Source organism: Paenibacillus sp. FSL R7-0345 (assembly GCF_038595055.1).
Taxonomy (GTDB): domain Bacteria; phylum Bacillota; class Bacilli; order Paenibacillales; family Paenibacillaceae; genus Paenibacillus_AQ.
Map to the genome: position 1 here is coordinate 2,636,860 of NZ_CP152002.1, position 22,750 is coordinate 2,659,609.

General features: G+C 50.8%; 19 protein-coding genes and 1 riboswitch. Of the genes, 16 read left to right on the forward strand and 3 right to left on the reverse strand.

Going from position 1 to position 22,750, the window contains the following annotated elements:
* Window positions 1-113: 113 nt before the first annotated feature.
* From NST84_RS10985 to NST84_RS11040, 12 genes are all read left to right on the forward strand, one after another.
* Entirely contained in the window at window positions 114-1,214 is a 1,101-nt protein-coding gene (locus NST84_RS10985; RefSeq protein WP_342565603.1) for a glycoside hydrolase family 88 protein, read from the forward strand.
* A gap of 144 nt (window positions 1,215-1,358) precedes the next feature.
* Complete coding sequence (locus NST84_RS10990) at window positions 1,359-1,991, forward strand: universal stress protein (RefSeq protein ID WP_342566402.1); 633 nt, start codon at window positions 1,359-1,361, stop codon at window positions 1,989-1,991.
* A gap of 33 nt (window positions 1,992-2,024) precedes the next feature.
* Entirely contained in the window at window positions 2,025-4,889 is a 2,865-nt protein-coding gene (locus NST84_RS10995) for a Na+/H+ antiporter subunit A (protein ID WP_342565604.1), read from the forward strand.
* On the forward strand, window positions 4,877-5,212 hold the full coding sequence (locus NST84_RS11000; RefSeq protein WP_342565605.1) for a Na(+)/H(+) antiporter subunit C: 336 nt from the start codon (window positions 4,877-4,879) through the stop codon (window positions 5,210-5,212). Before NST84_RS10995 ends, NST84_RS11000 begins: the two co-directional genes overlap by 13 nt.
* Entirely contained in the window at window positions 5,209-6,693 is a 1,485-nt protein-coding gene (locus NST84_RS11005) for a Na+/H+ antiporter subunit D (protein WP_342565606.1), read from the forward strand. Before NST84_RS11000 ends, NST84_RS11005 begins: the two co-directional genes overlap by 4 nt.
* Before the next feature lie 5 nt (window positions 6,694-6,698).
* Window positions 6,699-7,178 (forward strand): Na+/H+ antiporter subunit E, encoded by a 480-nt coding sequence (locus tag NST84_RS11010; protein WP_342565607.1) that lies wholly within the window; start codon window positions 6,699-6,701, stop codon window positions 7,176-7,178.
* Window positions 7,175-7,471 carry a Na(+)/H(+) antiporter subunit F1 gene (locus tag NST84_RS11015; RefSeq protein ID WP_342565608.1) on the forward strand — a complete coding sequence of 99 codons (297 nt, stop codon included), beginning with the start codon at window positions 7,175-7,177 and terminating at the stop codon, window positions 7,469-7,471. Before NST84_RS11010 ends, NST84_RS11015 begins: the two co-directional genes overlap by 4 nt.
* Window positions 7,461-7,817 carry a monovalent cation/H(+) antiporter subunit G gene (gene mnhG / locus NST84_RS11020; RefSeq protein ID WP_342565609.1) on the forward strand — a complete coding sequence of 119 codons (357 nt, stop codon included), beginning with the start codon at window positions 7,461-7,463 and terminating at the stop codon, window positions 7,815-7,817. Before NST84_RS11015 ends, mnhG begins: the two co-directional genes overlap by 11 nt.
* A 1-nt stretch (window position 7,818) precedes the next feature.
* A riboswitch (cyclic di-AMP (ydaO/yuaA leader) is annotated at window positions 7,819-7,953 on the forward strand.
* A gap of 60 nt (window positions 7,954-8,013) precedes the next feature.
* Complete coding sequence (locus NST84_RS11025) at window positions 8,014-8,292, forward strand: hypothetical protein (protein ID WP_342565610.1); 279 nt, start codon at window positions 8,014-8,016, stop codon at window positions 8,290-8,292.
* Between the two features lie 127 nt (window positions 8,293-8,419).
* Window positions 8,420-9,940, forward strand: a complete 1,521-nt coding sequence (locus tag NST84_RS11030; RefSeq protein ID WP_342565611.1) for a spore germination protein — start codon at window positions 8,420-8,422, stop codon at window positions 9,938-9,940.
* Window positions 9,937-11,139: a Ger(x)C family spore germination protein gene (locus NST84_RS11035; RefSeq protein WP_342565612.1), complete on the forward strand. Its 1,203-nt coding sequence runs from the start codon at window positions 9,937-9,939 to the stop codon at window positions 11,137-11,139. Before NST84_RS11030 ends, NST84_RS11035 begins: the two co-directional genes overlap by 4 nt.
* 265 nt (window positions 11,140-11,404) lie before the next feature.
* Window positions 11,405-12,466, forward strand: a complete 1,062-nt coding sequence (locus NST84_RS11040; protein WP_342565613.1) for an endospore germination permease — start codon at window positions 11,405-11,407, stop codon at window positions 12,464-12,466.
* Window positions 12,467-12,501: 35 nt separating this feature from the next.
* On the opposite strand, the gene NST84_RS11045 is transcribed toward NST84_RS11040, so the two are convergent.
* The 3 genes from NST84_RS11045 to NST84_RS11055 all read right to left on the reverse strand — a co-directional run bounded on the left by NST84_RS11045 (window position 12,502) and on the right by NST84_RS11055 (window position 16,581).
* The gene (locus tag NST84_RS11045; protein ID WP_342565614.1) at window positions 12,502-14,970 is read right to left on the reverse strand and encodes a DsrE/DsrF/DrsH-like family protein; all 2,469 of its coding nucleotides are present in this window, start codon (window positions 14,968-14,970) and stop codon (window positions 12,502-12,504) included.
* Window positions 14,967-15,281, reverse strand: coding sequence for a metalloregulator ArsR/SmtB family transcription factor (locus NST84_RS11050; protein ID WP_342565615.1), 315 nt, complete (start codon window positions 15,279-15,281; stop codon window positions 14,967-14,969). Before NST84_RS11050 ends, NST84_RS11045 begins: the two co-directional genes overlap by 4 nt.
* 112 nt (window positions 15,282-15,393) lie before the next feature.
* Window positions 15,394-16,581, reverse strand: coding sequence for an ROK family protein (locus tag NST84_RS11055; protein WP_342565616.1), 1,188 nt, complete (start codon window positions 16,579-16,581; stop codon window positions 15,394-15,396).
* Between the two features lie 284 nt (window positions 16,582-16,865).
* Here NST84_RS11055 and NST84_RS11060 point away from each other — a divergent pair, with 284 nt between their 5' ends.
* The 4 genes from NST84_RS11060 to NST84_RS11075 all read left to right on the forward strand — a co-directional run bounded on the left by NST84_RS11060 (window position 16,866) and on the right by NST84_RS11075 (window position 22,584).
* Complete coding sequence (locus NST84_RS11060) at window positions 16,866-17,501, forward strand: chromate transporter (protein WP_342565617.1); 636 nt, start codon at window positions 16,866-16,868, stop codon at window positions 17,499-17,501.
* 13 nt (window positions 17,502-17,514) lie between these two features.
* A complete protein-coding gene (locus NST84_RS11065) occupies window positions 17,515-18,048 on the forward strand; it encodes a chromate transporter (RefSeq protein WP_342565618.1) in 534 nt (177 codons plus the stop codon).
* Between the two features lie 39 nt (window positions 18,049-18,087).
* On the forward strand, window positions 18,088-18,981 hold the full coding sequence (lgt, locus tag NST84_RS11070; RefSeq protein WP_342565619.1) for a prolipoprotein diacylglyceryl transferase: 894 nt from the start codon (window positions 18,088-18,090) through the stop codon (window positions 18,979-18,981).
* 306 nt (window positions 18,982-19,287) lie between these two features.
* Window positions 19,288-22,584, forward strand: coding sequence for a DUF5689 domain-containing protein (locus NST84_RS11075; RefSeq protein WP_342565620.1), 3,297 nt, complete (start codon window positions 19,288-19,290; stop codon window positions 22,582-22,584).
* Window positions 22,585-22,750 lie beyond the last annotated feature (166 nt).

The following is a 22,750-nucleotide window of genomic DNA, read 5'->3' on the forward strand; positions in this document are numbered from 1 at the left end:
AATCTGATTCCGCAAGATATAAGAAGGATTACTTCTTTTCCGCAAAAAATGAGCAGATCGCTGTGTTACTATCGGGTTGAACATGATTCAATTCCCGAGGAGGACCACGACATATGACCGAGAAAACAGTACTTACCCCTATCGGCTGGGGAGAAAAAGCCTGTGAAGCCCTGATGCACAAATTTGAACCTGAGCAATTGCTTCCCAACTATTTTCACTATCACCAGGGCGTATTTCTGTCGGGTATGGAGAAGGTGTGGCAGCAAACTGGCGAACGTAAATATTTTGACTATATCAAGCGTTGGGTAGATTCCCAGGTGCAGCCGGACGGCACCATTAAAGAGTTCCACCGGGAACAGCTGGATGATATTCAGCCGGGCGTGCTGCTGTTCAACCTGTATAAGCAAACAGGAGATGAACGCTACAAAACAGCGCTGTTCACACTGGTTCCGCTTTTGAAAGAATGGAATGTTAATGAAGAAGGCGGTTTCTGGCATAAAGGCCACTATCCGAACCAGATGTGGCTGGACGGGCTTTATATGGCAGGGCCTATTGCTGCTATGTTTGCAAGGGCTTTCAACCAGCCGGAGTACCTCGATATGATGACGTTCCAGGCGCTGCTTGTGCATAGGCATACCTATGATAAAGCGACGGGCCTGCTGTTTCACGGCTGGGATGCCAGCAAAAAGGCCCCGTGGTCTGATCCCATTACCGGACGTGCGCCAGAGTTCTGGGGACGGGCCATCGGCTGGTATCCTGTCGCCCTGCTGGAAATGTTCGAGTATATGCCGGAGGACCACAAGGACAAACCCCGGCTGGCAGTGATCACGAAGGACCTGCTGATTGCTCTGACCAAGTTTCAGGACCCGGCCACGGGGCTTTGGTATCAGGTAACAGATAAGACAGACCGTCCGGACAACTGGCTGGAGAATTCCTGCACCGCACTTTATGTACATGCAATTGCCAAGGCTGTCCGTTTCGGCTACCTCGATGAAAGCTACATGGAATATGCCTGGAAAGGATATCAGGGGGTAATCGACACGCTTAAGTTTGATGACGAGGGTTATGTGGTCATCGGCAACATCTGCATCGGAACCGGCATCGGCAGCTATGAGCACTATATCGCCCGTCCGACCAGCGAAAATGATCTGCACGGCGTAGGCGGCTTTCTGCTGATGTGTGCGGAGATGAATCTGGCCAAATCTAAGGCCTAGCCGGTTATTGCTTTACTTTCCCTTACCGGGACTATATAATAGCTTTAATTGTATACGCAGTAAACCGGAGGAGCCTGCCAACAGCGGGCTCTTTTTGTGTTGTTATCTGGTAAAAATTAACTTTGAGGAGGCCGTGCGGTGGAAATGAGCAAGGAGAGCATTATGGTCTGTGTACATTACGGTCCCCACGGGCAGAGGCTGATTCAGAGAGGCAGCCAGCTGGCCGGGCTGCTACAGGCGCCGTTAATTGTACTTACAGTAGGCGCACTGGGAGACAACGAATACAACCGGGAGAAGCAGCAATACCTTTCGGGCTGGAAGGATCTAACAGAGTCTGCCGGAGGACAGTTTGTTATCCGCGACGGCAACGGCAAGAGTGTGTCTGAGGTCATTGCGGATACGGCGCGCGAGAATCACATTACGCAGATTATAATCGGGCAATCGGGTCAGACCTTTTGGGAGGGACTTACACGGGGGTATTTTATCAATGACCTGCTGGAGCTGCTCGGTCCGATCGATCTTCATATTGTGGCTGTACAGCGTTATCCTGAATTGCTCGAGCAGACTCATGAAAGAGGGGTTAAGGCTTACCTTGTATTCAGCAAAGACCGTTATGTCCTCGCAGAAAGCGCCGAAGACAGCAATGTGAATGTGATGAAGGGTGTCTTCTTCCGCGAGCTTCACACCGATTTTAACACCGGGTTGTTTAAAATCGTCAAAGACGGTGAGGCGCAGTATTTGCGGATTGTGCAAAATGAATGGGTGAAGCCGCACTAAGCTAAACTATCACAAAAGGAGGGCTGCTGAGCCGTGTTGTTCACTATTATTTTGCTTCCATTTTTATTGGCGTTACTGCTGCTGCTGATTAACAAGAGCCCGCGCTTTCATATAGGCTGGCTCGTCCTGCCCCTGCCCGCGGGTCTTTTTATCTTTTTCCTGACGAAGATTCCGCCTGTCCAGGCCGGCGATATTCTTCAGGACAGCTATTCGTGGATGCCGTCCTTCGGGGTGGATTTAACCATGATTCTGGATGGACTTAGTCTGCTCTTTGTCCTGCTGATTACCGGAATGGGTGCACTGGTTATTCTGTATTCCATCTATTATCTGAATAAGCAGACGGAGGGTATCCGCCAATTCTATATTTACCTGCTGTTGTTCATGGGAGCAATGCTGGGTGTTGTCCTGTCGGATAATTTGATTGTCCTTTACGGATTCTGGGAGCTTACCAGCATTTCCTCATTCCTGCTGATCGCCTTTTGGCACCGCCGGGAAAAATCCTCCTACGGGGCGCTTAAGTCCATGCTGATTACTGTATTTGGCGGACTGGCGATGTTTGCCGGCTTCAATCTGCTGTATGTAATGACCGGCACTTACAGTATACGTGAAATTATTGCCCAGGCCGGCGGATTGGCAGACCATGCTATGTTTATCCCGGCTATGCTGCTTATTCTGCTAGGTGCTTTCACCAAATCTGCCCAGTTTCCGTTCCATATCTGGCTGCCTGATGCGATGGAAGCGCCGACGCCAGTCAGTGCCTATCTCCACTCCGCTACAATGGTTAAAGCCGGGATCTTTCTGGTGGCCCGGCTCACTCCGTTATTTGCCGGGCAAGCGGAATGGTTCTGGATCGTCTCGCTGACGGGCCTGGTCACTCTGATCTACGGATCATTTAAGGCTATCCGCCAAACCGATCTCAAGGCTTTGCTGGCCTACTCGACCATCAGTCAATTAGGGCTGATTATGTCCCTTCTGGGGATCGGGTCCGCAGCAGCCTTTTTTACCGGTACAGGAGAAGCAGCCTTCTACACGATGGCAACGACAGCTGCGGTCTTCCACCTTATCAACCATGCCGTCTTCAAAGGCAGCCTGTTTATGGTGGTAGGCATTATTGACCATGAGACAGGAACCCGCGATCTCCGTAAGCTGGGCGGGCTGATGTCGCTGATGCCGGTCACCTTTTCCATAGCGGTCATCGGGACATTCTCCATGGCGGGCCTGCCGCCTTTCAGCGGATTCCTCAGCAAAGAGATGTTTTTTACAGCCGTCCTGAATATCCGCAGTTTTGATATCCTCAGCTCGGCATACTGGATAAAGCTCTTTCCTGTCATCGCCTGGGTTGCCAGTGTATTTACCTTTGTGTACAGCATGATTTTCGTCTTTAAAACCTTTGGCGGCAAGCTCCGGCAGGAGAAGCTGGATAAAGTCCCGCACGAGGCTCCGCTGGGGCTTTTACTGTCCCCGGTGATTTTGATATCACTAGCTGTCGTGTTTGCTTTCTTCCCGGGGCTGGTCTCAGGGCCGCTGATTAAACAGGCGCTGGCTTCCATTCATACCGGATTGCTAGGATCAGGTGAAGCCTTTGAAGTATCCATTCATTTCTGGCATGGCTTTACTCCGGAGATATTCATGACATTGGGCGTAATTGCCGCCGGTGTCCTGCTATTTGTAAGCTACAGCCGCCTTCGAATACAGGATCGTGAAGCATCAGGGGGCAATCTTCTTAACCGGCTCTATGACGGCTCTCTTAAGCTACTTGAACGAGGTTCAAAGGGCCTGACCGATGCTTATATGACCGGCTCCAACCGGCATTATCTGCTGTATATCTTCAGCTTTTTTACAATTAGTCTGCTGGCTGTTCTGCTGTCGCAGCAGGGTATACACTTCGGAATGGGGCAATATGCCGACTTATCCTTTTATGAAACGGCCGTAGTGGCGGTTATGCTCCTGGCAGCATTTGCGGTGCCTTTTGCCAAGTCACGGGTTAATGCCATCCTGTTTACAGGCGGCACCGGTTATATGGTCACACTGCTGTTTGTACTTTTCCGGGCACCCGACCTTGCACTTACACAAATGATCATAGAGACCGTATCTGTCATACTGTTCCTGCTCTGCTTCCGGTTTCTGCCGAAGCTGAAGCAACAGAAGGAGCCTTTGCGCTTCAAGCTGCCTAATCTGATTATTGCACTGGGAGGCGGCATTACAGTAACGCTGATTGCTCTTGCTGCAATGGGCAGCAGCCCCTTTGAACCAATCTCGGAATATTTTTTGAAGGAAAGCTACAGCTCGGCCGGAGGAAAAAATGTCGTCAACGTCATCCTCGTGGATTTCCGCGGTTTCGATACCTTGTTCGAAATTATGGTGCTGGGCATTGCTTCACTGTCCATTTTTGGTCTGATCCAGCTGAAAATGGACCCGGTTTCTCTTCAGCAGCCGGACGGCAAAGCCGGCTCTGCCCGGCAGCTGCGGAGCAATGATGTGATTCTGCAGACGATGTCCAAGGGAATTGTCCTTATTATTATTGTTTTCTCATTCTATTTGTTCTTTGCCGGCCACAATCATCCGGGAGGCGGGTTTATCGGGGCGCTGATGACTTCGGCAGCGCTTGTGCTGATGACGATTGCTTTTGGAATGGAGCAGGTCCGCAAGGCACTCCCGGTCAATTACCGTCTGCTTACAGCAGTCGGCTTGCTGCTGGCTATCCTTACAGCCTCGGGCTCTTTCCTGTTCGGAGCGCCTTTTCTGAGCCATGCTTTCGGGCACTTTGATCTGCCTCTGCTTGGAGATACGGAGCTTGCGACTGCCGTGCTGTTTGACCTTGGTGTATATCTGGCCGTTGTAGGTGTCACCATGAATATTATTTTATCGATCGGAGGGGATAAGCAATGGAACTCCTGATGGCTGTGGCGGTAGGCATTTTGTTTACTATAGGCATCTATCTCATTCTGTCGAAGAGCCTGCTGCGCATTGTGCTGGGCACATCCCTGCTGACGCATGGTGTCCATCTGCTGCTGCTTACCATGGCCGGACTCAAGAAGGGCGCGGCGCCCGTACTGGGCGGTACAGCAGATACTTATGTAGATCCGCTTCCGCAGGCATTGATCCTTACCTCGATTGTAATCAGCTTTGGTGTTACGGCATTCTTCTTTGTGCTTGCGTACCGGTCTTATCAGACCTTGGGTACGGATGAAATAGACAGCATCAAGGAGGAGAAGGAATGAGCAATTTACTGGTGCTGCCGGTTCTGATTCCCCTGGCTACTGCGGTTATTCTGATTTTCTTCAAGGAGAAAATCAGGCTGCAACGCGGAATCAGTACAACCAGCGGCTTACTGAATCTTTTTATATCCGTATTTTTAGTGCAACGCGTACATTCTGAAGGCATACAAACCTTGCAGATGGGGGGCTGGGCTCCGCCTTACGGCATTGTGTTTGTAGGTGATATGTTTGCCGTGCTGCTGGTCATGATGGCTTCACTGGTCAGCTTTGCCATCCTGCTGTACTCCTTCTCCAGTATTGGAGCAGAGCGGGAGCGGTTTTATTATTATTCTTTTTTTCATTTTCTGCTGGTCGGAGTATACGGCTCTTTCTTGACCGGTGACATCTTCAATTTGTTCGTGTTCTTTGAGGTTATGCTGATATCGTCATATGCCTTGATTTCACTCGGGGGTACCCGGCTTCAGCTGCGTGAAACCTCCCAATATCTGCTGATTAACATTGTGTCCTCTACGCTGTTCGTTGCTGCAGTCGCCTATCTTTATGCTGCGGTCGGTACCCTCAATATGGCGCATCTGTCCCTGCGGATCGCGGAAGCCGGCCAGAACGGTGTGCTGAACGTAATTGCCATTTTGTTTCTTATTGTCTTTTCATTGAAGGCTGGACTATTCCTGTTCTTCTGGCTGCCTGGATCATACAGTGCGCCTCCGGCTGCAGTCAGGGCGTTGTTCGGAGCGCTGTTGACCAAGGTGGGACTGTATGCGATTATACGTACTTTCACACTGCTGTTTGTGAACGACCCCGGTTTTACAGGAGACTGGATTGCCTGGATGGCCGCAGCAACAATGATCCTGGGCGGACTCGGAGCCGTGGCCTACAAGGATATTCCGCGGATTTTGAATTACAACGTCATTATCAGTGTGGGGTTCGTGGCCTTTGGTTTGGCTGCGGGAACCGCAGATTCCCTGAACGGTGCAGTGTTCTATCTGCTGCACGATATGCTGGCAAAAGCGCTCATGTTTATTCTCGGCGGGATGATTATTACAGCAGCAGGAACTGACCGGCTTGCCGGTATGGGCGGAATGATCAGACGGTATCCGCTGCTGGGCTGGATGTTCTTTATACTGGCACTGGCACTGGTCGGGATTCCCCCGCTGAGCGGCTTTGCAGGAAAGCTGCTCATTATCCGCGGCGCTCTGGATGCCGGAATGCTTACGCTTGCACTCATTGGTCTTGGATCAAGTTTTCTAGTGCTCTATTCGCTGATTAAAGTATTCAGACTGGCCTTTTGGGGTGATGATCCTGAGATTGTTGTGCCAAAGACAAAAAGGGGCATGAAAGGGACCTCAGCCGTGGCAGCCGTCCTGCTGCTGCTGCTTGTTATTCTGATGGGCCTTAAATCGGAGGCCGTATATACTTATGTATCTCAAGCCGGTGAAGTCCTGTCCACCCCGGCGCTTTATATTGAATCCGTGATGAAGGAGTAGAGGGAATGTTTCTGCAAATTCTGCTTAACCTGTTAATTGCCTTCTTGTGGATGTTTATTAATAATGATCTTTCTGTCTCCAGCTTCATCCTCGGTTATTTGCTTGGTGTTGCTATCTTGCTGCTTCTGCGGAGGCTGCGTCATACTCCGTTTTACCTCAGACGCTTATGGGCTGTGGTGAAGCTGCTGCTTATTTTTGTCCGGGAGCTGACGATTTCGAACTTTGTAGTCATCGGTCATATTATCCGGCCTAAACTGGCCATACGCCCCGGGATATTTGCTTATGAGACCAAGCTGTCTTCAGCGTGGGAGGTCACTCTGCTGTCCTGCCTGATCTGTCTGACTCCGGGAACCCTAACACTCGATGTTTCAGCAGACAACAAAATCCTCTATATCCATGCCATTGATATTAAGGATGCTGAGGAGATGGTACTGCAAATCAGAAGGAGCTTTGAGCAAACGATCATGGAGGTGACCCGTGGATGAACGAGCCGATATTAATGACTGCCCTGGTCATTCTGGCCCTCGCACTGCTCGCCTGCTTGTTCCGTTTATTGAAAGGGCCGACCCGCTCTGACCGGATTGCCGCACTGGATACAATCGGCATTCATGTGCTGGCAATCATTGCGGTGGTCTGTATGCTGCTGGACACACAGGATTTCCTGGAAATTATATTGGTGATCGGAATTCTTACCTTTATTGGAACTACGGCACTGGCCAGATATATTGAACGCGGCGTTGTGATCGAAGAGGAGGCAGGTGAACAGCATGATCGTTGAAATGCTCGGCAAAATTCTCGTTCTGGCGGGTGCCATTTTCTGCGGACTCAGTGCGTTTGGTTTAGTCCGGCTGCCTGATGTGTACCTGCGTTCACATGCGGCAACCAAAAGTGCGACGTTTGGTGTTTTATGCGTCCTGGGAGGCGCATTTCTGTACTTTCTTTTCGCGGACGGCACGATCAGCATTAAGCTGCTGCTCGCGATCCTGTTTGTGTTTATCACCTCTCCGGTTGCGGGGCACCTGAACGGCAGGGCGGCCTACCGTTCAGGTGTGCCGCTGTGGCGCGGAAGCGTCAGGGATGACCTGAAATCCCCGCAGGAGAACCGCAGTGAAGATAACCGTTAAGATTAAGTAAACGCTAAATACCATAAAAGGAAGCGGGGGAACCACCAATTCCGGGGTGAATCTCGAGCAATCGAGTAGGGCTCTCTTTCGGCCCGAATCCGTCAGCTAACCCCGTAAGCGTAATGAAAGGGGATTTATGCGCAATGCGGTATATTGAAGCCTTTCAGCATATATCCGGTGACTAGGAGGAGAATCAGTGATTATAGCCACTCAGCCATACTATAAAGTTGAACGGATTGTAACTGCTGACAGTATCGAGACCGTAGTTCATCAGCGGTCACTCTGCCTGTATGCTAACCGGATTGAATCGGCTTACCGGGAATTTCCGCTGGCAGAAATATTTGATGTTTCCTTCAGGGATCTTGGACAAGGGCATGGTGTGCTATATTTGCATACGAAGCATGGGGTCTATGCTTATCCTGTAGATTCGGCCGTGGAATCATTTATCACAGAGGTAAAGAGTTTGCTTGCTTAAATGCTCCTCAGCATTGAGTTTGTGTATAATCCCGTCAGCTTTCAGCTGGCGGGATTTTGCATGAAATCATTGGTTCTGGCAACACTACCCTTACCAGAATCAGGAGAACGGCCAAGGGGGATTATCCATGAGAAGCAATGATCAGAAAAGCAACCGGGATAAGGAGCAGAACGCAGTGAGCGGTCCGCTGGGAGCGGATTCATCGCTGAACGCTTCCATCATCACCCGTATCCTGGGGGAGAGTTCCGATCTGACGGTCCGCTCACTTGGGGTAGGACGAACACAGGGGGAAAAGGACATTACGGACTGTCAGATCCGGCTGGTTTATCTGGACGGGATGGTGGATAATCAGACGCTGCAGGAAAGTATCATTCCGGCTATCCAGAATATCGGACTGGTTCCTTTGGAAACCGATCTGATTGAGCTGTTCTCCAGGGAAATTCTGCCGGTGGGTCAGGTGAGCACGGTAGATAATTTCCCGCATGCGGTACGAACTGTCCTCACAGGCTGCCTGCTGCTGATGATTGACGGGTATGTGCAGGGGTTATCCCTATCCATACAAGGCTATGAAAAACGCAGTATTGAGGAACCCAAAACCCAGGCGGTTATTAGAGGACCCCAGGAGGCATTCACCGAGGATCTGCGCACCAATACTACGATGATCCGTCGTAAAATGAAGAACGAACGGCTGCGTATTGAAACACATACCGCCGGGCAGATGACGCAGACTGATATTTCCGTGATGTACATCGACGGTATTGCGGAGCAGCAATTATTGGATCAGGTCTGGAAGCTGATTGATCATTTGACATTAAAGACGGTACTGGAGGGGGAGTATATCGAAGAATATCTGCAGAGTAATAAAGGGACTATTTTCCCTACTGTGCTGAACACAGAACGGCCGGATACGGTGACCGCAGGCCTTTCAGAGGGACGGATTGCCCTGTTTGTCGACGGCTCCCCCTTTGCAATTGTTTTGCCCTCTATGTTTCTGGACTTTATTCAATCTGCTGAAGACAGCTACCAGCCTTATCTGTTCGCCAGCTTTATCCGGATATTGCGTATGGTTGCGGGCGGGATCAGCCTTATAGCTCCGGCTATCTATATCGCAATCACTACCTTCCATCAGGACCTGCTGCCCACTCAATTGCTGCTTAGCCTGATGTTCCAGCGCGAGGGTGTCCCGTTTCCGGCATTCGTAGAGGCGATCCTGATGGAAATCACTTTTGAAATTATCCGGGAAGCGGGCATCCGGATGCCGCGTAATATCGGACAGGCTGTCTCTATTGTAGGAACCATCGTAGTAGGACAAGCGGCTGTGGATGCCGGATTTGTATCGGCAGCAATGGTCATTGTGGTTGCCATTACCGGCATTTCAAGCTTTGTCATTCCCGCATATAATATGTCGATTGCCTTCCGGCTGGTGCGCTTTCTATTTATGGGGGTAGCGGCCTCTTTCGGTATTTTTGGACTGACCATTTGCTTTTGTGCGCTGGCGGTGCATCTGTGCAGTCTTGATTCCATGGGTATTCCTTATATGCGGCCTTACGCGCCTTACTTGAAGAATGAACAGGTTGACGGTCTAATCAGGGCGCCTTACTGGCTTCGCAACAAGCTCAAAAAAACCAAGGGCAGACAATCGGCATGAAAAGAACTGTGCTGGTTGTATGGACAGCCGTACTGATGACACTGGTGCTGTCCGGCTGCTGGAGCCGCAAAGAGTTGAATGAGCTGGCGGTGTCAATCGGTCTGGGCATCGACCAGACGGAGAACGGGTACCTCGTCACCACGCAGATTGTTGCTCCCCGCCAGGCCGCTTCGGGTGCGGGCGGAGCAAACGGCCCGCCCGCCCTGGTTATGGCTACTGAGGAGAGTACAGTGATTGAGGCGCTGCGCAAGCTGACCACTAAGCTGCCGCGTAAAATATATCTTTCCCATTTAAGCATTCTGCTGATTGATGAGTCCATTGCCAGAGAGGGGGTGCTGGATTCACTTGATTTTCTGTTCCGGGATCATGAGGTGCGGCCCAACTTCAATGTGGTTATCGTCCGCAACGGCACTGCACATGATGCCTTGTCAATACTGACCCCGCTGGAGCAAATGCCTGCCCGGGACATGTTTGATTCCCTGAATGAATCGGAAAAGGTATGGGCGCCGACAGCGGCGGTCCGGCTGCTTGATCTGATGAAGTGGTTTAATACAGAAGGGCAGCAGGCGGTATTGACTGGTCTTAAGGTCGTGGGGGACATAGAAAAGGGGATGAGCAAAGACAATATCTCCGTTCTGGACAGCCCTGCTAAATTTGAATATTCAGGCATAGGGGTCATGAAAGATGATGTCCTGCTGGGCTGGCTGAATGAGAGTGACAGCAAGGCTTATAACTATGTAACAGGAAAAGTCAAATCAACGGTAGGCAAAGTAGATTGTCCGAATCAAAAAGGGAAGTTTGTTATGGAGCTGATCAATTCCCGCACCAAAATCATTCCCGGACTGAAAGCGGGCGGACCCTCGGCAACCGTTGAGGTTTCCATTGAAGCCAATATCGCTGAAGTGGAGTGTAAGCTGGATCTAAATGACCGCAAGGTGCTTAAAGAGGTAGGGGAGTTGGCCGGCAGGAAGACCAGGGAACTCATTGAGCATGGCATTAAGGAAGTGCAAACCCGTTATGCATCCGACATTTTCGGTTTCGGACAGAAATTTCATCATAAATACCCGAAGCAATGGAGGGTATGGAAAGAAGACTGGGACCGTATGTTCAGCAGGATGGAGGTTGAAGTCGTCGTTAACTATGAGATTAAGGGCCGGGGCAGAATTGTTAACCCGATCCAGAAAGGGATTTTGGAATGAACCTTTTATTGATTGTAGTCACATCTTTGCTGTGGGTCTTGCAGTGGCTGCCCGTTCATAAGGCTGGAAGGGCGTGGCGGGAAAAGCTCGTCCTTCACGGATTGTACGGATGTGCGCTGGCGATGAATATCATTTATGCTCAAAAGTGGATCGAGCCTGTACTGATGCGGCCCTACATAACGCTGTTCCAAATGGTGAATAGGGCTCTTGGAATGGGATAGCAAGCCGGAGAAGAGAGAGGAGGCCCATATTGACCGCTCGTGAATTGGCACTGTTGCTGACGTTAAATTACTGGGGAAGCGCCCTTTTGGGTCTCCCTTCTTCACTAATCGGTGTATCCGGAAAGGATGCATGGCTGTCCATATTGCTCGGGGTCTGTCTGCAAATACTTCTAATTCCGCTATTTACGGGGATTTTCAAGCAGATGAACGGAGATACGGTAGGCAAGTACTTAAACCGGACTTTCGGAAAAGGGTTCGGAAAAGCGCTGCTCGCTCTTTGGCTTTTCTTCGTGCCCTTTCACATCTTTGTGCTGACCATGCGCAGCCTGGGTGATTTTACAAGCACTGATCTCTATATTGAAACGCCGCCTTCTGCGATCTATATCCTTATTTTGGCAGCCATGATGTACTGCCTGTTTAAGGGGATTAAAGCTGTGGCCAAATCGGCCGAGCTGACCTTTCCCATTGCCGGCTTTCTGCTGGCGGTGCTGCTGCTGTCCCTGCTTCATGGTGCGGAGTGGGACAACTTCCTGCCTGTAAAGGAGGACGGAATCCGTCCTGTCCTGCATGGGTCAGTAATGTTTCTGGCTTATCCGAACAGTGAAATTGCGTTAAGCCTTTTTCTGGCATCTTGTATAAAAAATAAGAAGACCTACAGTAAAGCCCTTTGGCACAGCACCTGGCTGACTGGTCTGGGTCTGCTGCTGTTGACTGTTATGGTAATAGCCGTACTCGGTGAGAATCTGCCGCAGAATATCCCTTATGCCAGCCAGTTTGCAGCCAAGACCGTTACCGTAGGCGGTTTCTATGAACGGATTGAGACTGCAGTAACGGTGATCTGGTTCATCGTGATGTTCTACCGTATGATTTTTACCTACTACATATGTACACAGGGTCTTGCTGAATTATTTGAGCTCAAAAATCACCAGCGGCTGCTGCCCCCGTTAGCGCTTTTGAGCATCCCGTTGGCCATGCTGGTCTGGGATAATCCGTCTGTTATTGCAGAGATTACGGCCGTGTGGCCGACATGTGTTATTTTCTTTAACATCCTGCTGCCTTTAGTCTGGTTTATCACCTTTAGGGCCAAGGGGAGGACGAAGCAATGATCCCCCCTTAGGCACTCCAAAGATATAGCCGCCTTTTAGATAAACAGATTATGGTTCGCTGAGGCCGCCTCACCCAAATAGTAACCGACTCCGCCGATTTTGATCCCGTCCATCAGCTCCTCCTGCCGGATACCCATAACATCCATAGACATTTGACAGGCCACCATTTCTACTCCCTGTGCAGCTGCGCTCTGAATGAGCTCTTCCAGTGAGGCAACATTGTTGGCCGACATGATGCTGCGGATCAGCTTCGGACCTGCACCGAGCATGTTCATTCTAGATAAGCCCAGCTTGCGGCTGCTCCCCGGCAGCATCATGTCAAACATCCGGCCAAGCATGGTTTTTGAAACAGATGGGGGCTGAGGCTTGCGTAATATACTTAGTCCCCAGAAGGTGAAGAACATCGTTACTTTACGGCCGCTGGCAGCAGCTCCGTTGGCTATGATAAAAGAGGCGATTGCTTTATCCAGATCACCGCTGAAGACAACCATGGTACTTGCAGGCTCTGCAGCAGAAGTAACTTCTGATTGAGGGGAAGGGGTCGGCGTCTTCTTCGCAATTATCGCCTCAATAGTTCCACCCTTTCCCCGGTCCAGCTGAAGAAGCTGTGAGCCGGACATGGCCGCCCATGCCTTCACATCCTCATAGAAGCCCGGATCAGATGCCTGTACACGGAGAGTCTGGCCTTCAGCAAGCTGATCCATGGCCTGCTTGACCTGCATTAACGGGCCGGGACAGCTTAAACCGCATACGTTTAAATCGTTGTCTATCTGAAAAGCAGGTTCTCTTTCAGCAGAAGCAATGCCGTTGTTCTTATGATCTGTCCCGCTGCCGCCATCCGGTCCGGAGAATGGAGCGGGCTTATACTGCGACTCCCGGTACGTTTTATATCCGCCGCTGAGATTTTTTACCTGATAACCATGCTGCCGCAGAATTTGGGTAGCTGTATATCCGCGCAGGCCAACCTGACAATAGACCCATATCTCTTTAGAGGCATCCAGCTCATGCATGCGCGCACGGAGCTCATCTACCGGTATGGATAATGAACCAGGGATGTGCCCGTTCTGATGCTCCAGAGCACTGCGTACATCCAGCAGGATCGTTTGCTCCGGCTCGCGTAAATGAAGCTGGTCATACGTATACAGCTGCACACGGCCGGCTATATTATTTTCTGCTGCATAACCGGCCATGTTAACCGGATCTTTGGCAGATGAGTAAGGAGGGGCATAACACAGCTCAAGCTCGGCAAGATCGCTGACCTGACCGCCAAAGTGAATGGCTGTCGCAATAGCATCAATCCGCTTGTCTACCCCGTCATAGCCGACTGCCTGTGCGCCAAGAATTTTACCTTCCGGCGTATACAGCAGTTTAAGGGTTATCGGACTTGCGCCGGGATAGTAGGAGGCATGTGACCCTGGATGTACGACGACTGTCTGATAGCTGACGCCAAGACGGTTCAATGTCTTCTCATTACTGCCTGTTGCTGCTCCGGTAAGTCCGAATACCTTAATAACAGAGGAGCCCTGGGTTCCTTTATAGACAGAATCGAGTCCGGCAATCCGGTCGGCAATGATCCGGCCTTGCTTGTTGGCAGGGCCAGCAAGCGGAACGGCAGTTCTGGTGCCATGAATGAAATCCGTAACCTCAATGGCATCGCCTGCAGCGTAAATATGCGGAAGATTGGTTTCCAGTGCTTCATTTACAAGGATATGTCCGCGTTCGCCAAGCCCGATTCCGCTGCCCCGCAGAAAACCTGTGTCCGGAGTAACCCCAATCGCCAGAATGACCAGATCTGCAGTCAGCATACGGCCGCCTGCAAGCTCTACACCAATACCTTGATTGAGGGAATGGAAGCCCTGGACACGCTCTGAGAATAGCAGATTTATGCCATGCTGTTCCATTTCCCGGGCAATGGGTGCTGCCAGCTCCGGATCAAATGGTGCCAGCAGCTGCCCGTTTCCTTCAACCAGCGTCACTGCTAATCCGGCTTCCTTTAGATTCTCGGCCATTTCAACACCGATGAATCCGCCGCCGATTACAATAGAAGATTGGTTGTTATGAGAAGTAATGAGTTCTTTGATACGGTCAATATCCGGAATGTTGCGGACGGTATGAATGAGCGGATGGTCCTTTCCGGGCAGATCGGGAATGATGGGCCGGGCACCCGGTGACAGGATCAGCTCATCATAGCTTTCTTCGTATCGTCCCCGTTCCCCGCTCTGGACTTGGACCGTACGTGCGACAGGGTCAACGCTTATGACTTCGCTCTGAATCCGCACATCAATCCGGAAACGGTCTGCCATGCCTTTAGGGGTTTGAACCAGCAGGCGTTCGCGGTCTGCAATTGTACCACCTATATAATAGGGTAAGCCGCAATTGGCAAACGAGATGTAGGGGCCTTTCTCAAAAAGAATAATATCGGCATGCTCATCGAGCCGGCGCAGGCGGGCTGCGGCGGAGGCACCTCCGGCAACTCCGCCCACAATCAATACTTTCTTGCTCATGATTCACAATCTTCCTCTCCGAATAAAATAGGTATAATCTGTTCGATCCGCTGATCAGCAAGCACGTAGTTCACTTCCAGGCCGTTGCGCTCGGTTTCTACAATGCCTGCACTGCGCAGCTTCTGCAGATGCTGGGACACTGTCGACTGCGGAAGATCCAGGCATTCCTGCATATAGGATACATTGCATTTTTTCTTGCGCATCAGACCGCGTACAATGCACAGACGGACAGGGTGAGACAAAGCTTTTAATAATTCAGCCAGTTCGTTAAATTGCCTGGAATCACTATTGGAAAAAGCGGACTGATTCATGGTATTCCTCCCATGTGGATATATCACTATATTCAAATAATACGATATAGTTTCAGCAAAGTCAAACCCTTACGGGAAATAAACTTTGCTCCAACTGGTAGTGCGGACTTGTTTATATCTCCAGATCCTGCAGAAGCTGAAGCGCTGCACCAGTCATAGCGCTTTCTTCTCTAAGAATACCGGGAGTGAATACAGGATGATAGCTTGGGGAGTCAAATATATTTTTCCGTGCCACGTTTACAGCTGTTTCATAGACCAGGGGATCAGCATTAACGAGTGCCCCGCCGACAATAACATATTCCGGAAGAAGCGTGTTAATCATATTGGCAAGCCCGACGCCCAGGTAGGAAGCTGTTTCAAGGAACATTTCCCGGACAAAAGAGTCATTACGTTCCAGGGCTTCGAGCAGAGCAGGAAAGGTAATATGCTCAGGCGGAACAGCCGGCAGAGAGCTTTCACGGCCGATCCGCAGCTGGGACTGTATGCGTTCCTCCAATGAAGGGAGGGACACATAGGCTTCGAGTGCACCGTAATTTCCCGTCTCCCCGAGTCTCCGCCCGCCTGTCTGAATGATCATCTGGCCGATGGCTCCCTCAGTATCAGCAGTGCCCCGGATAATCTGCCCCCCGGACATAATGGATGACCTGATATTAACGCCTGCGTGGACATACAGCATATTCTTGCAGGCTTCATCCCGGAGTGCCCAGTGCTCCGCCAATAATGCGGTGTTAGCCCCGTTATCAAGCTTGACCGGAAGCTGCATCCGTTCTGCAAACAGCCTGCAGATAGGCACACTGCTCCAGGCATCAGACAAAAAATATTTTGGCTTCAGGATGACCCCTGTTTTTGAATCCAGCGGACCGACTGCCCCGATTCCCAAACCTAATAACTGTTCATATTGTATATGGTGCTTTTGCAGCAGGATAGCTGTTTCTTTTACTACAAGTTCAATCAGGCGTTCAGGCGAAAGCTCAGGACTCATCTCCCAGTGTACAGAGGATAAACAGTTAAGCTGCAGATCGAACAAGCCAAGGGATGAGCTGATCCGCGAAATATCCAGTCCCAGTAAATAACGGTATGAGGGATTGGCCTGAAAAAGAATCGGTTTACGCCCGCCGGTTGATGTACCCAGTCCGGAAACAAGGATCAGCTCCTGCGCCAGCAGCTCTTCGAGAATCCGGGTCATGCTGCTGCTTGTAATGGAGAAATGCTCGAGTAGATCTGCTTTGGAGACCGTTCCCAGGTAGGCGATCCGGTTATAGATTTGCTTTTTAATAGAATAGAGTGAAGGATTAGGCATTAATAATCTGCTCCATTTCCTAGTGGATAGGTCGGGATATTTAGAGTATAGCGGATAAAACGGGTTTTATCCAGTTATTGATATAGGAATAATGAAGTTAATTTCATTTTGAATTAAAGATGGATTATTTTTCATGCGGAAAGCGGATTTGTAAGTCTGCAGTCTGAGAAAATTCAAGAGAATTTACGTAATGTGAATATACTTTTATCCAAAATGGAATTAACATGTTATAATTTATAAGCTGATAAGGCACACGGGGCAATAGGAGTTACGGAGGTTTTGCAATGAACGTACGGAAAAAGGAAAAGATTATCGTTTTGCTGCAGTTATTCATCCTTTTTTTAAAACTGGGGCCTTCGACCTTCGGAGGCGGATATGCGATGATTGCAGCCATTGAGCGGGAGATTGTGAATAAAAAGGGCTGGCTGAAGCCGGGCGAGATCGGGGATATGGTTTCGGTCGCGGGTTCTGCCCCTGGAGGAGTCGCCGTTAACTCGGCTGCTTTTGTAGGGTATAAGCTGGCGGGTGTCGCGGGGGCCGTCGTTGCAGTATTTGCCATTACGCTGCCCACTTTTCTGATCGTGCTGATCCTGAGCATTTTAGGCATGCTGTTTCAGGACGTTCCCAAAGTTGCGGCTGCCCTCAAAGGTGTGCATGCTGCAGTGGTCGCTTTAATTATTGTGGCCGCTTTTAAAATAGGCAAGGCATCAATTATGGATATCCCCACGTTGCTGATCGCTGCTATCACTGTTCTGCTGCTGCTGTTCACACCGCTCCACTCCTTCTATCTGATCCTGGGCGGACCGGTTGCAGGAGTAGCGATTATTGCGGTCAAAAGGGTGCTTGGTCTTTCAGCCCAAACAGAAAAGCAGGTGAAGGACCAGCAGCCTGATTTGAATTATCTTGAATATTACATCTGAAGGTGCTGGTAGCATGTTACTGGAATTATTTTTATTGTTCCTGAAGGTTGGATTGATCTCATTTGGCGGAGGGTATGCGGTGATTGCGCTGATTCAACGTGAAATTACTGAAAAAGGCTGGGTTACCGCAGGGCATTTTCAGGAGCTGGTTGCCATGGCGGGAATGGCCCCGGGCTCCATAGCAACCAATACAGCCACGCTGATCGGCTATTCGCAAATGGGTCTGTTGGGCGGAGCTGTTTCTACCATCGGCATTATTCTGCCGTCGCTCCTGATTGTCATCCTGCTGACGGCTTTTTTTCTGCGGATGCACAGCAATAACTGGGTACGGTCCTCTTTTTACGGATTACGTCCCATTATTGCCGGCCTCATCGCATATGCTGCCATTCATTTCTTCATAGGAAGCACAGAGGGGGACTGGCTGAGCTGGCCGGCCTTGGGGATGCTGCTGATTTGCGGGGCTAGTCTGATTGCGGTAATCCGGTATAAAATTCATCCGTTTGCAGTGATTCTCCTGTCGGCGGTAGGCGGAATTGTTTTGTTTTAATGAATCATCTGACAAAATAATAAGGAGGTGACCAGCGGTATGCTGAACCCGATTGCTTTTTCCATAGGGCCGCTTTCAGTACACTGGTACGGGATCATTATTGGAATTGGTGCTCTTCTGGGGTTAATGTTTGCTATTCGTGAGGGAAGTCGGTTTGGGCTAGCAAAAGAATTTTTCTACGATCTGCTGCTGATTGGACTTCCCTCTGCCATAGTGGGTGCCAGAATCTATTACGTGGCTTTTGAGTGGGATGGCTATAAGAATAACCTGGCTGAAATATTCATGATCTGGCACGGCGGTATCGCGATTTACGGTGCGTTGATAGGTGCAGTAATTGCAGCGGTCATTTACACAAAGAGAAAAGGATATCATTTCTGGAGAATTGCCGACATTTGTGCACCCGGATTAATTACAGGGCAAATGATCGGGCGCTGGGGAAATTTTGTCAATCAGGAGGCCCACGGCGGTCCTGTTTCGCAGGGATTTCTTGAAAACAGTTTGCACTTGCCTTCTTTTATCGTGAAGCAGATGTACATAGACGGCCAGTACTACCATCCAACCTTTTTATATGAATCGGTATGGAGTTTAACCGGACTTATTCTGCTATTGTTCCTGCGGCGGAGACGCTTTCTGAAAGCTGGTGAACTCTTTATGGGTTATTTCATTTGGTACTCCATCGGACGCTTCTATGTAGAAGGAGTCCGTACAGACAGCCTGTCCTTTGCCGGACCGGAATGGCTTGCAGATCTGTTAAAAGCATTATGGAGCCCGGTAAGCTTCTTGGGCTGGGGGACGATGAAGGCAGGAGAAAATATCCGGACCTCGCAGCTGCTGGCGGTTCTCATTATCCTGGTTGCAGCAGCTTTTATAATGGTTAGACGGATAGGGAAATCCGCGGTACCGTATCATTCGGATATTGAACGGGAAATTTGAGCAGGTTATTATTTGTAAAAGATTACCTATATTTCATAGATTATGTTAACGCATAATCAATATTTATCTTTCAGCAGCCGGCAAGAATAAGCCGGCTGCTGTTTTTATATTAGAAAAATGTGACTTTTTTCTTAGTTTCATTTTGGGATCCGACGGTTTTTCCCCACAGACTAGTCCAAAAGTATAATTTTGCAGCACTTTACATAAAACTGGGTTTTTCTTGATCCTTACATGATAGCATATAAGACGACAAGCGGTGGACAATTATGGAAAAGGCCGCCGATCTACTATCCAAGGAGGCATGACATGAAGGAGAAGCATTCAGGTTGGAAAAAGAAGCTGCTTAACGGTACGCTGGCCGCAGCGGTAGCAGTGCCGCTGCAATTGTTCGCATTCGGGGCCGGACAGGCAGCATACGCCGACGGGCCGACGGATCCCGCACCGTTTATTGAGGCTAAGGTAGTCAATGAGCACGCCGGCCAGAAAATTCTGTTCGACAATACCCATGCACAGACAGCCGGAGCGGCTGACTGGGTAATTGACGGTGCTTTTTCCGACTTTGGCAATGCGCTTGCCCAGGAAGGTTATTACGTCAAGGAGCTCCGCAAGACTACTCCGATTACGTCCAGTGATCTTTCCGGCTATGACGTTTTTATCGTGGCTGAAGCCAACATTCCTTACAAAGCCAGCGAGCAGGCGGCAATGGCGGAATATGTAGAGAATGGCGGCAGCATCTTCTTCATCGGCGACCACTATAACGCAGACCGTAACAAAAACCGCTGGGACGGCAGCGAGTCCTTTAACGGCTACCGCCGCGGTGCCTGGGACAACCCGGCCAAGGGCATGAGCGCTGAAGAAGCCGGCTCCGCTGCGATGCAGGGTGTAGTCAGCTCTGACTGGCTGGGGGAAGAGTTCGGCGTACGGTTCCGTTACAACGCACTCGGCGATATTAACGCGAACAATATCGTGGCTCCTGCCCAGGCCTTTGGCATTACAACAGGAGTTTCTGCAGTAGCGATGCATGCAGGCTCCACGCTGGCCATCCTTGACCCTACCCGGGCGAAGGGTATCGTCTATCTGCCGAAAACGAATGCTGCCTGGGGTAACGCTGTGGACCAGGGCGTATACAACGGCGGCGGTGTAGCAGAAGGCCCTTACGTGGCTGTTGCCAAAAAAGGCGCTGGTAAAGCTGCCTTCATCGGTGACTCTTCACCGGTTGAGGATATCACGCCGAAGTATGTCCGGGAGGATACCGGTGCCCGGAAAACAACGTACGACGGCTTCAAGGAAGCTGATGATGCTGAGCTTCTGGTGAATACCGTCAACTGGCTCGCCGAGCAGGAGAGCTATACGGATTTCACTCAGGTCAGCGGACTGACACTGGATCAGCCGACCCAGCTGCTGCCGTTCGAAGAGCCGGCGCTGTCTACCGAGCCGCAGCCGGAGCCATGGGCTGCACCGAACGCCGGCTACAAGTGGTATGACCGCACGACCTTTAAAGCAGGTTCCTATGGCGGACCGGCGTCTGCTGCCAATGCGGAGTACAAATTCACGCACCAGGCTGTGCTGCCGAACGCGCAGAATTTCCAGATCCGCGTCAGTGCGGTTAATATTCCTGCCGGCACCAGCGTATCCGGCTTCCAGCTGGGGATCTACCAGGTGAGCGGCGGGGCGCAAATTGCCAAGATCCAGAACAGTGATGGTACTTGGCCGGCAAGTTATGGCTACAGCACTAACTTTAGCCTGACTGCCGATCTGAACGGCCATGCCTACAAGGATCTGACCGTGCAGATCAAGCCGGGTACAACGGCGGCCTCCAATCTGCGTCTGCGCCAGAATGGAACGAACCTGGTGACCCGGGCGGTAACGCTCGGCAACGTTCCGGCAGAGCCGCTGCCGGCTGAGGAAGATCCGATCCCGGCGGCGGTACCGATTTCTGAGGCCCGGACCAAGACAGCCGGATCACTGGTGATGGTAGAGGGGGTTGTGACGACCGAGCCGGGTATATTCGGCGGTCAAACCTTTTATCTGCAGGATGAAACCGGCGGCCTTTATGTCTACCAGAGCCAAAGCGGCTTTCATGCCGGTGACAAAGTCAAGGTAACGGCAGCAACAGCACTGTACAATACAGAGCTGGAGCTGACTGAAGTTGTAAAGATTGAAAAGACCGGCACTACAGCGCTGCCGCAGCCTGTTGCCGCAGCAGCGGTGAATGCAAGTAATCAAGGCCAGCTGCTTCAGCTTAATAATGTGGAAGTAACCAATATTATTTCTGCGGCTCCAAGCGGTTCCTTTGAATTCGATGCTGTCGCCAGTGACGGGACCAGCAATCACATTCGGGTAGACGCGCGGACAGGCATCACGCAGGACGGCTTCCCTTATACGGAGGGACAGAAGCTGAATATTACGGGCGTTGCCGCGATTTTTAAAGACGTCTTCCAGCTTAAGCCGAGAAGTCTCGCCGATTTCAGTATCGTGGAAGAGGAAGCTGCTCCGGTAACGGCGGCGAAGCTGTCCGCGGAGCCTAATGCTGCCGGCTGGCTGAACAAGTCAGTAGAAGTGAGCCTCAAGGCTGATTCCGATGCAGCCCAAATCTATTACTCGCTTAACAGCGGCGCAGAAACCTTGTACAGCACACCGGTGGCCGTGACCGAAGACGGCCGGCATACGCTGACGTTCCATGCTGTTTCAGCCAAAGGTAAGGCAGAAGCAGCAAAGACATTGAGCCTTAACATTGATACCGCGCTGCCAACAGCGGAGCTGACAGAATCCGGACATGCAGTTGGCGATGTAGCAGAGGAAGCCCAGCTAAAGTTTGAGCTGGCTGCCGAAGATAAGCTCTCGGGCGTTGCTGCGAAGCAGCTTTTGCTGGATGGTCAGCCGGTTGCTGAAGGACAGACACTGAGTGCAGCGGCACTGGGTGCCGGTTTCCACGTAGTAAAATACATTGTGAGTGATGTAGCGGGCAACGCTGCCGAGAAGAGCTACACCTTCCAGATTACAGGCGGAGCCGTTCTGGCAACAGACAAGCCTGGACAAGCAGTGCTGTCCTCGAACAGCGGTCACAGCAACGGACTGAGCGACGGTAACTTTACTGTGACGATGGATCTCTGGTGGGGGAATAATGCTACCAGCTACAAGCTGTATGAGAACGGCACGCTGATCGATTCCAAGCAGCTGAAGGATGCTTCTCCGTCTGCCCAGACGGCCAGCACAGCTGTTCAAGGCAAAGCGGACGGTACTTATGTATACACAGCAGAGCTGACTAACAAATACGGCACGACCAAGAGCCAGCAACTCACGGTGACGATCCGTGATGCTGCTCCAGGCAAGCCGGTACTTTCCCATGACAACTGGGACGGAGACGGCTCTTATAAAGTGACGATGAATCTGTGGTGGGGCACTAACGCTACAGAGTACCGCCTGTATGAGAACGGTCAGCTGATCGACACGCAGGCGCTGAACGCCAATACGCCTGCAGCGCAGAGTGCAGTAACTGCCATCAGCGGCCGGTCTACCGGTGTATATGAATACCGGGCAGAGCTGGTTAATGCAGCGGGCGAGACTGTGAGTGACATTATTAAGGTAACCGTCAGCCAGTAATGTGCTGGGAAGTGTTAGAGGAGCAGCCGGATCATCGGCTGCTCTTTTTATTTGCGGCACCCTTGTAGAGCTTATATTACTTTATTGTTAAATACGTTAATTAAAATTTTACACCATTCTGATCCCCGCTTAATAAACGCCTCGTATACTTTTGAAAGTGCCGAAA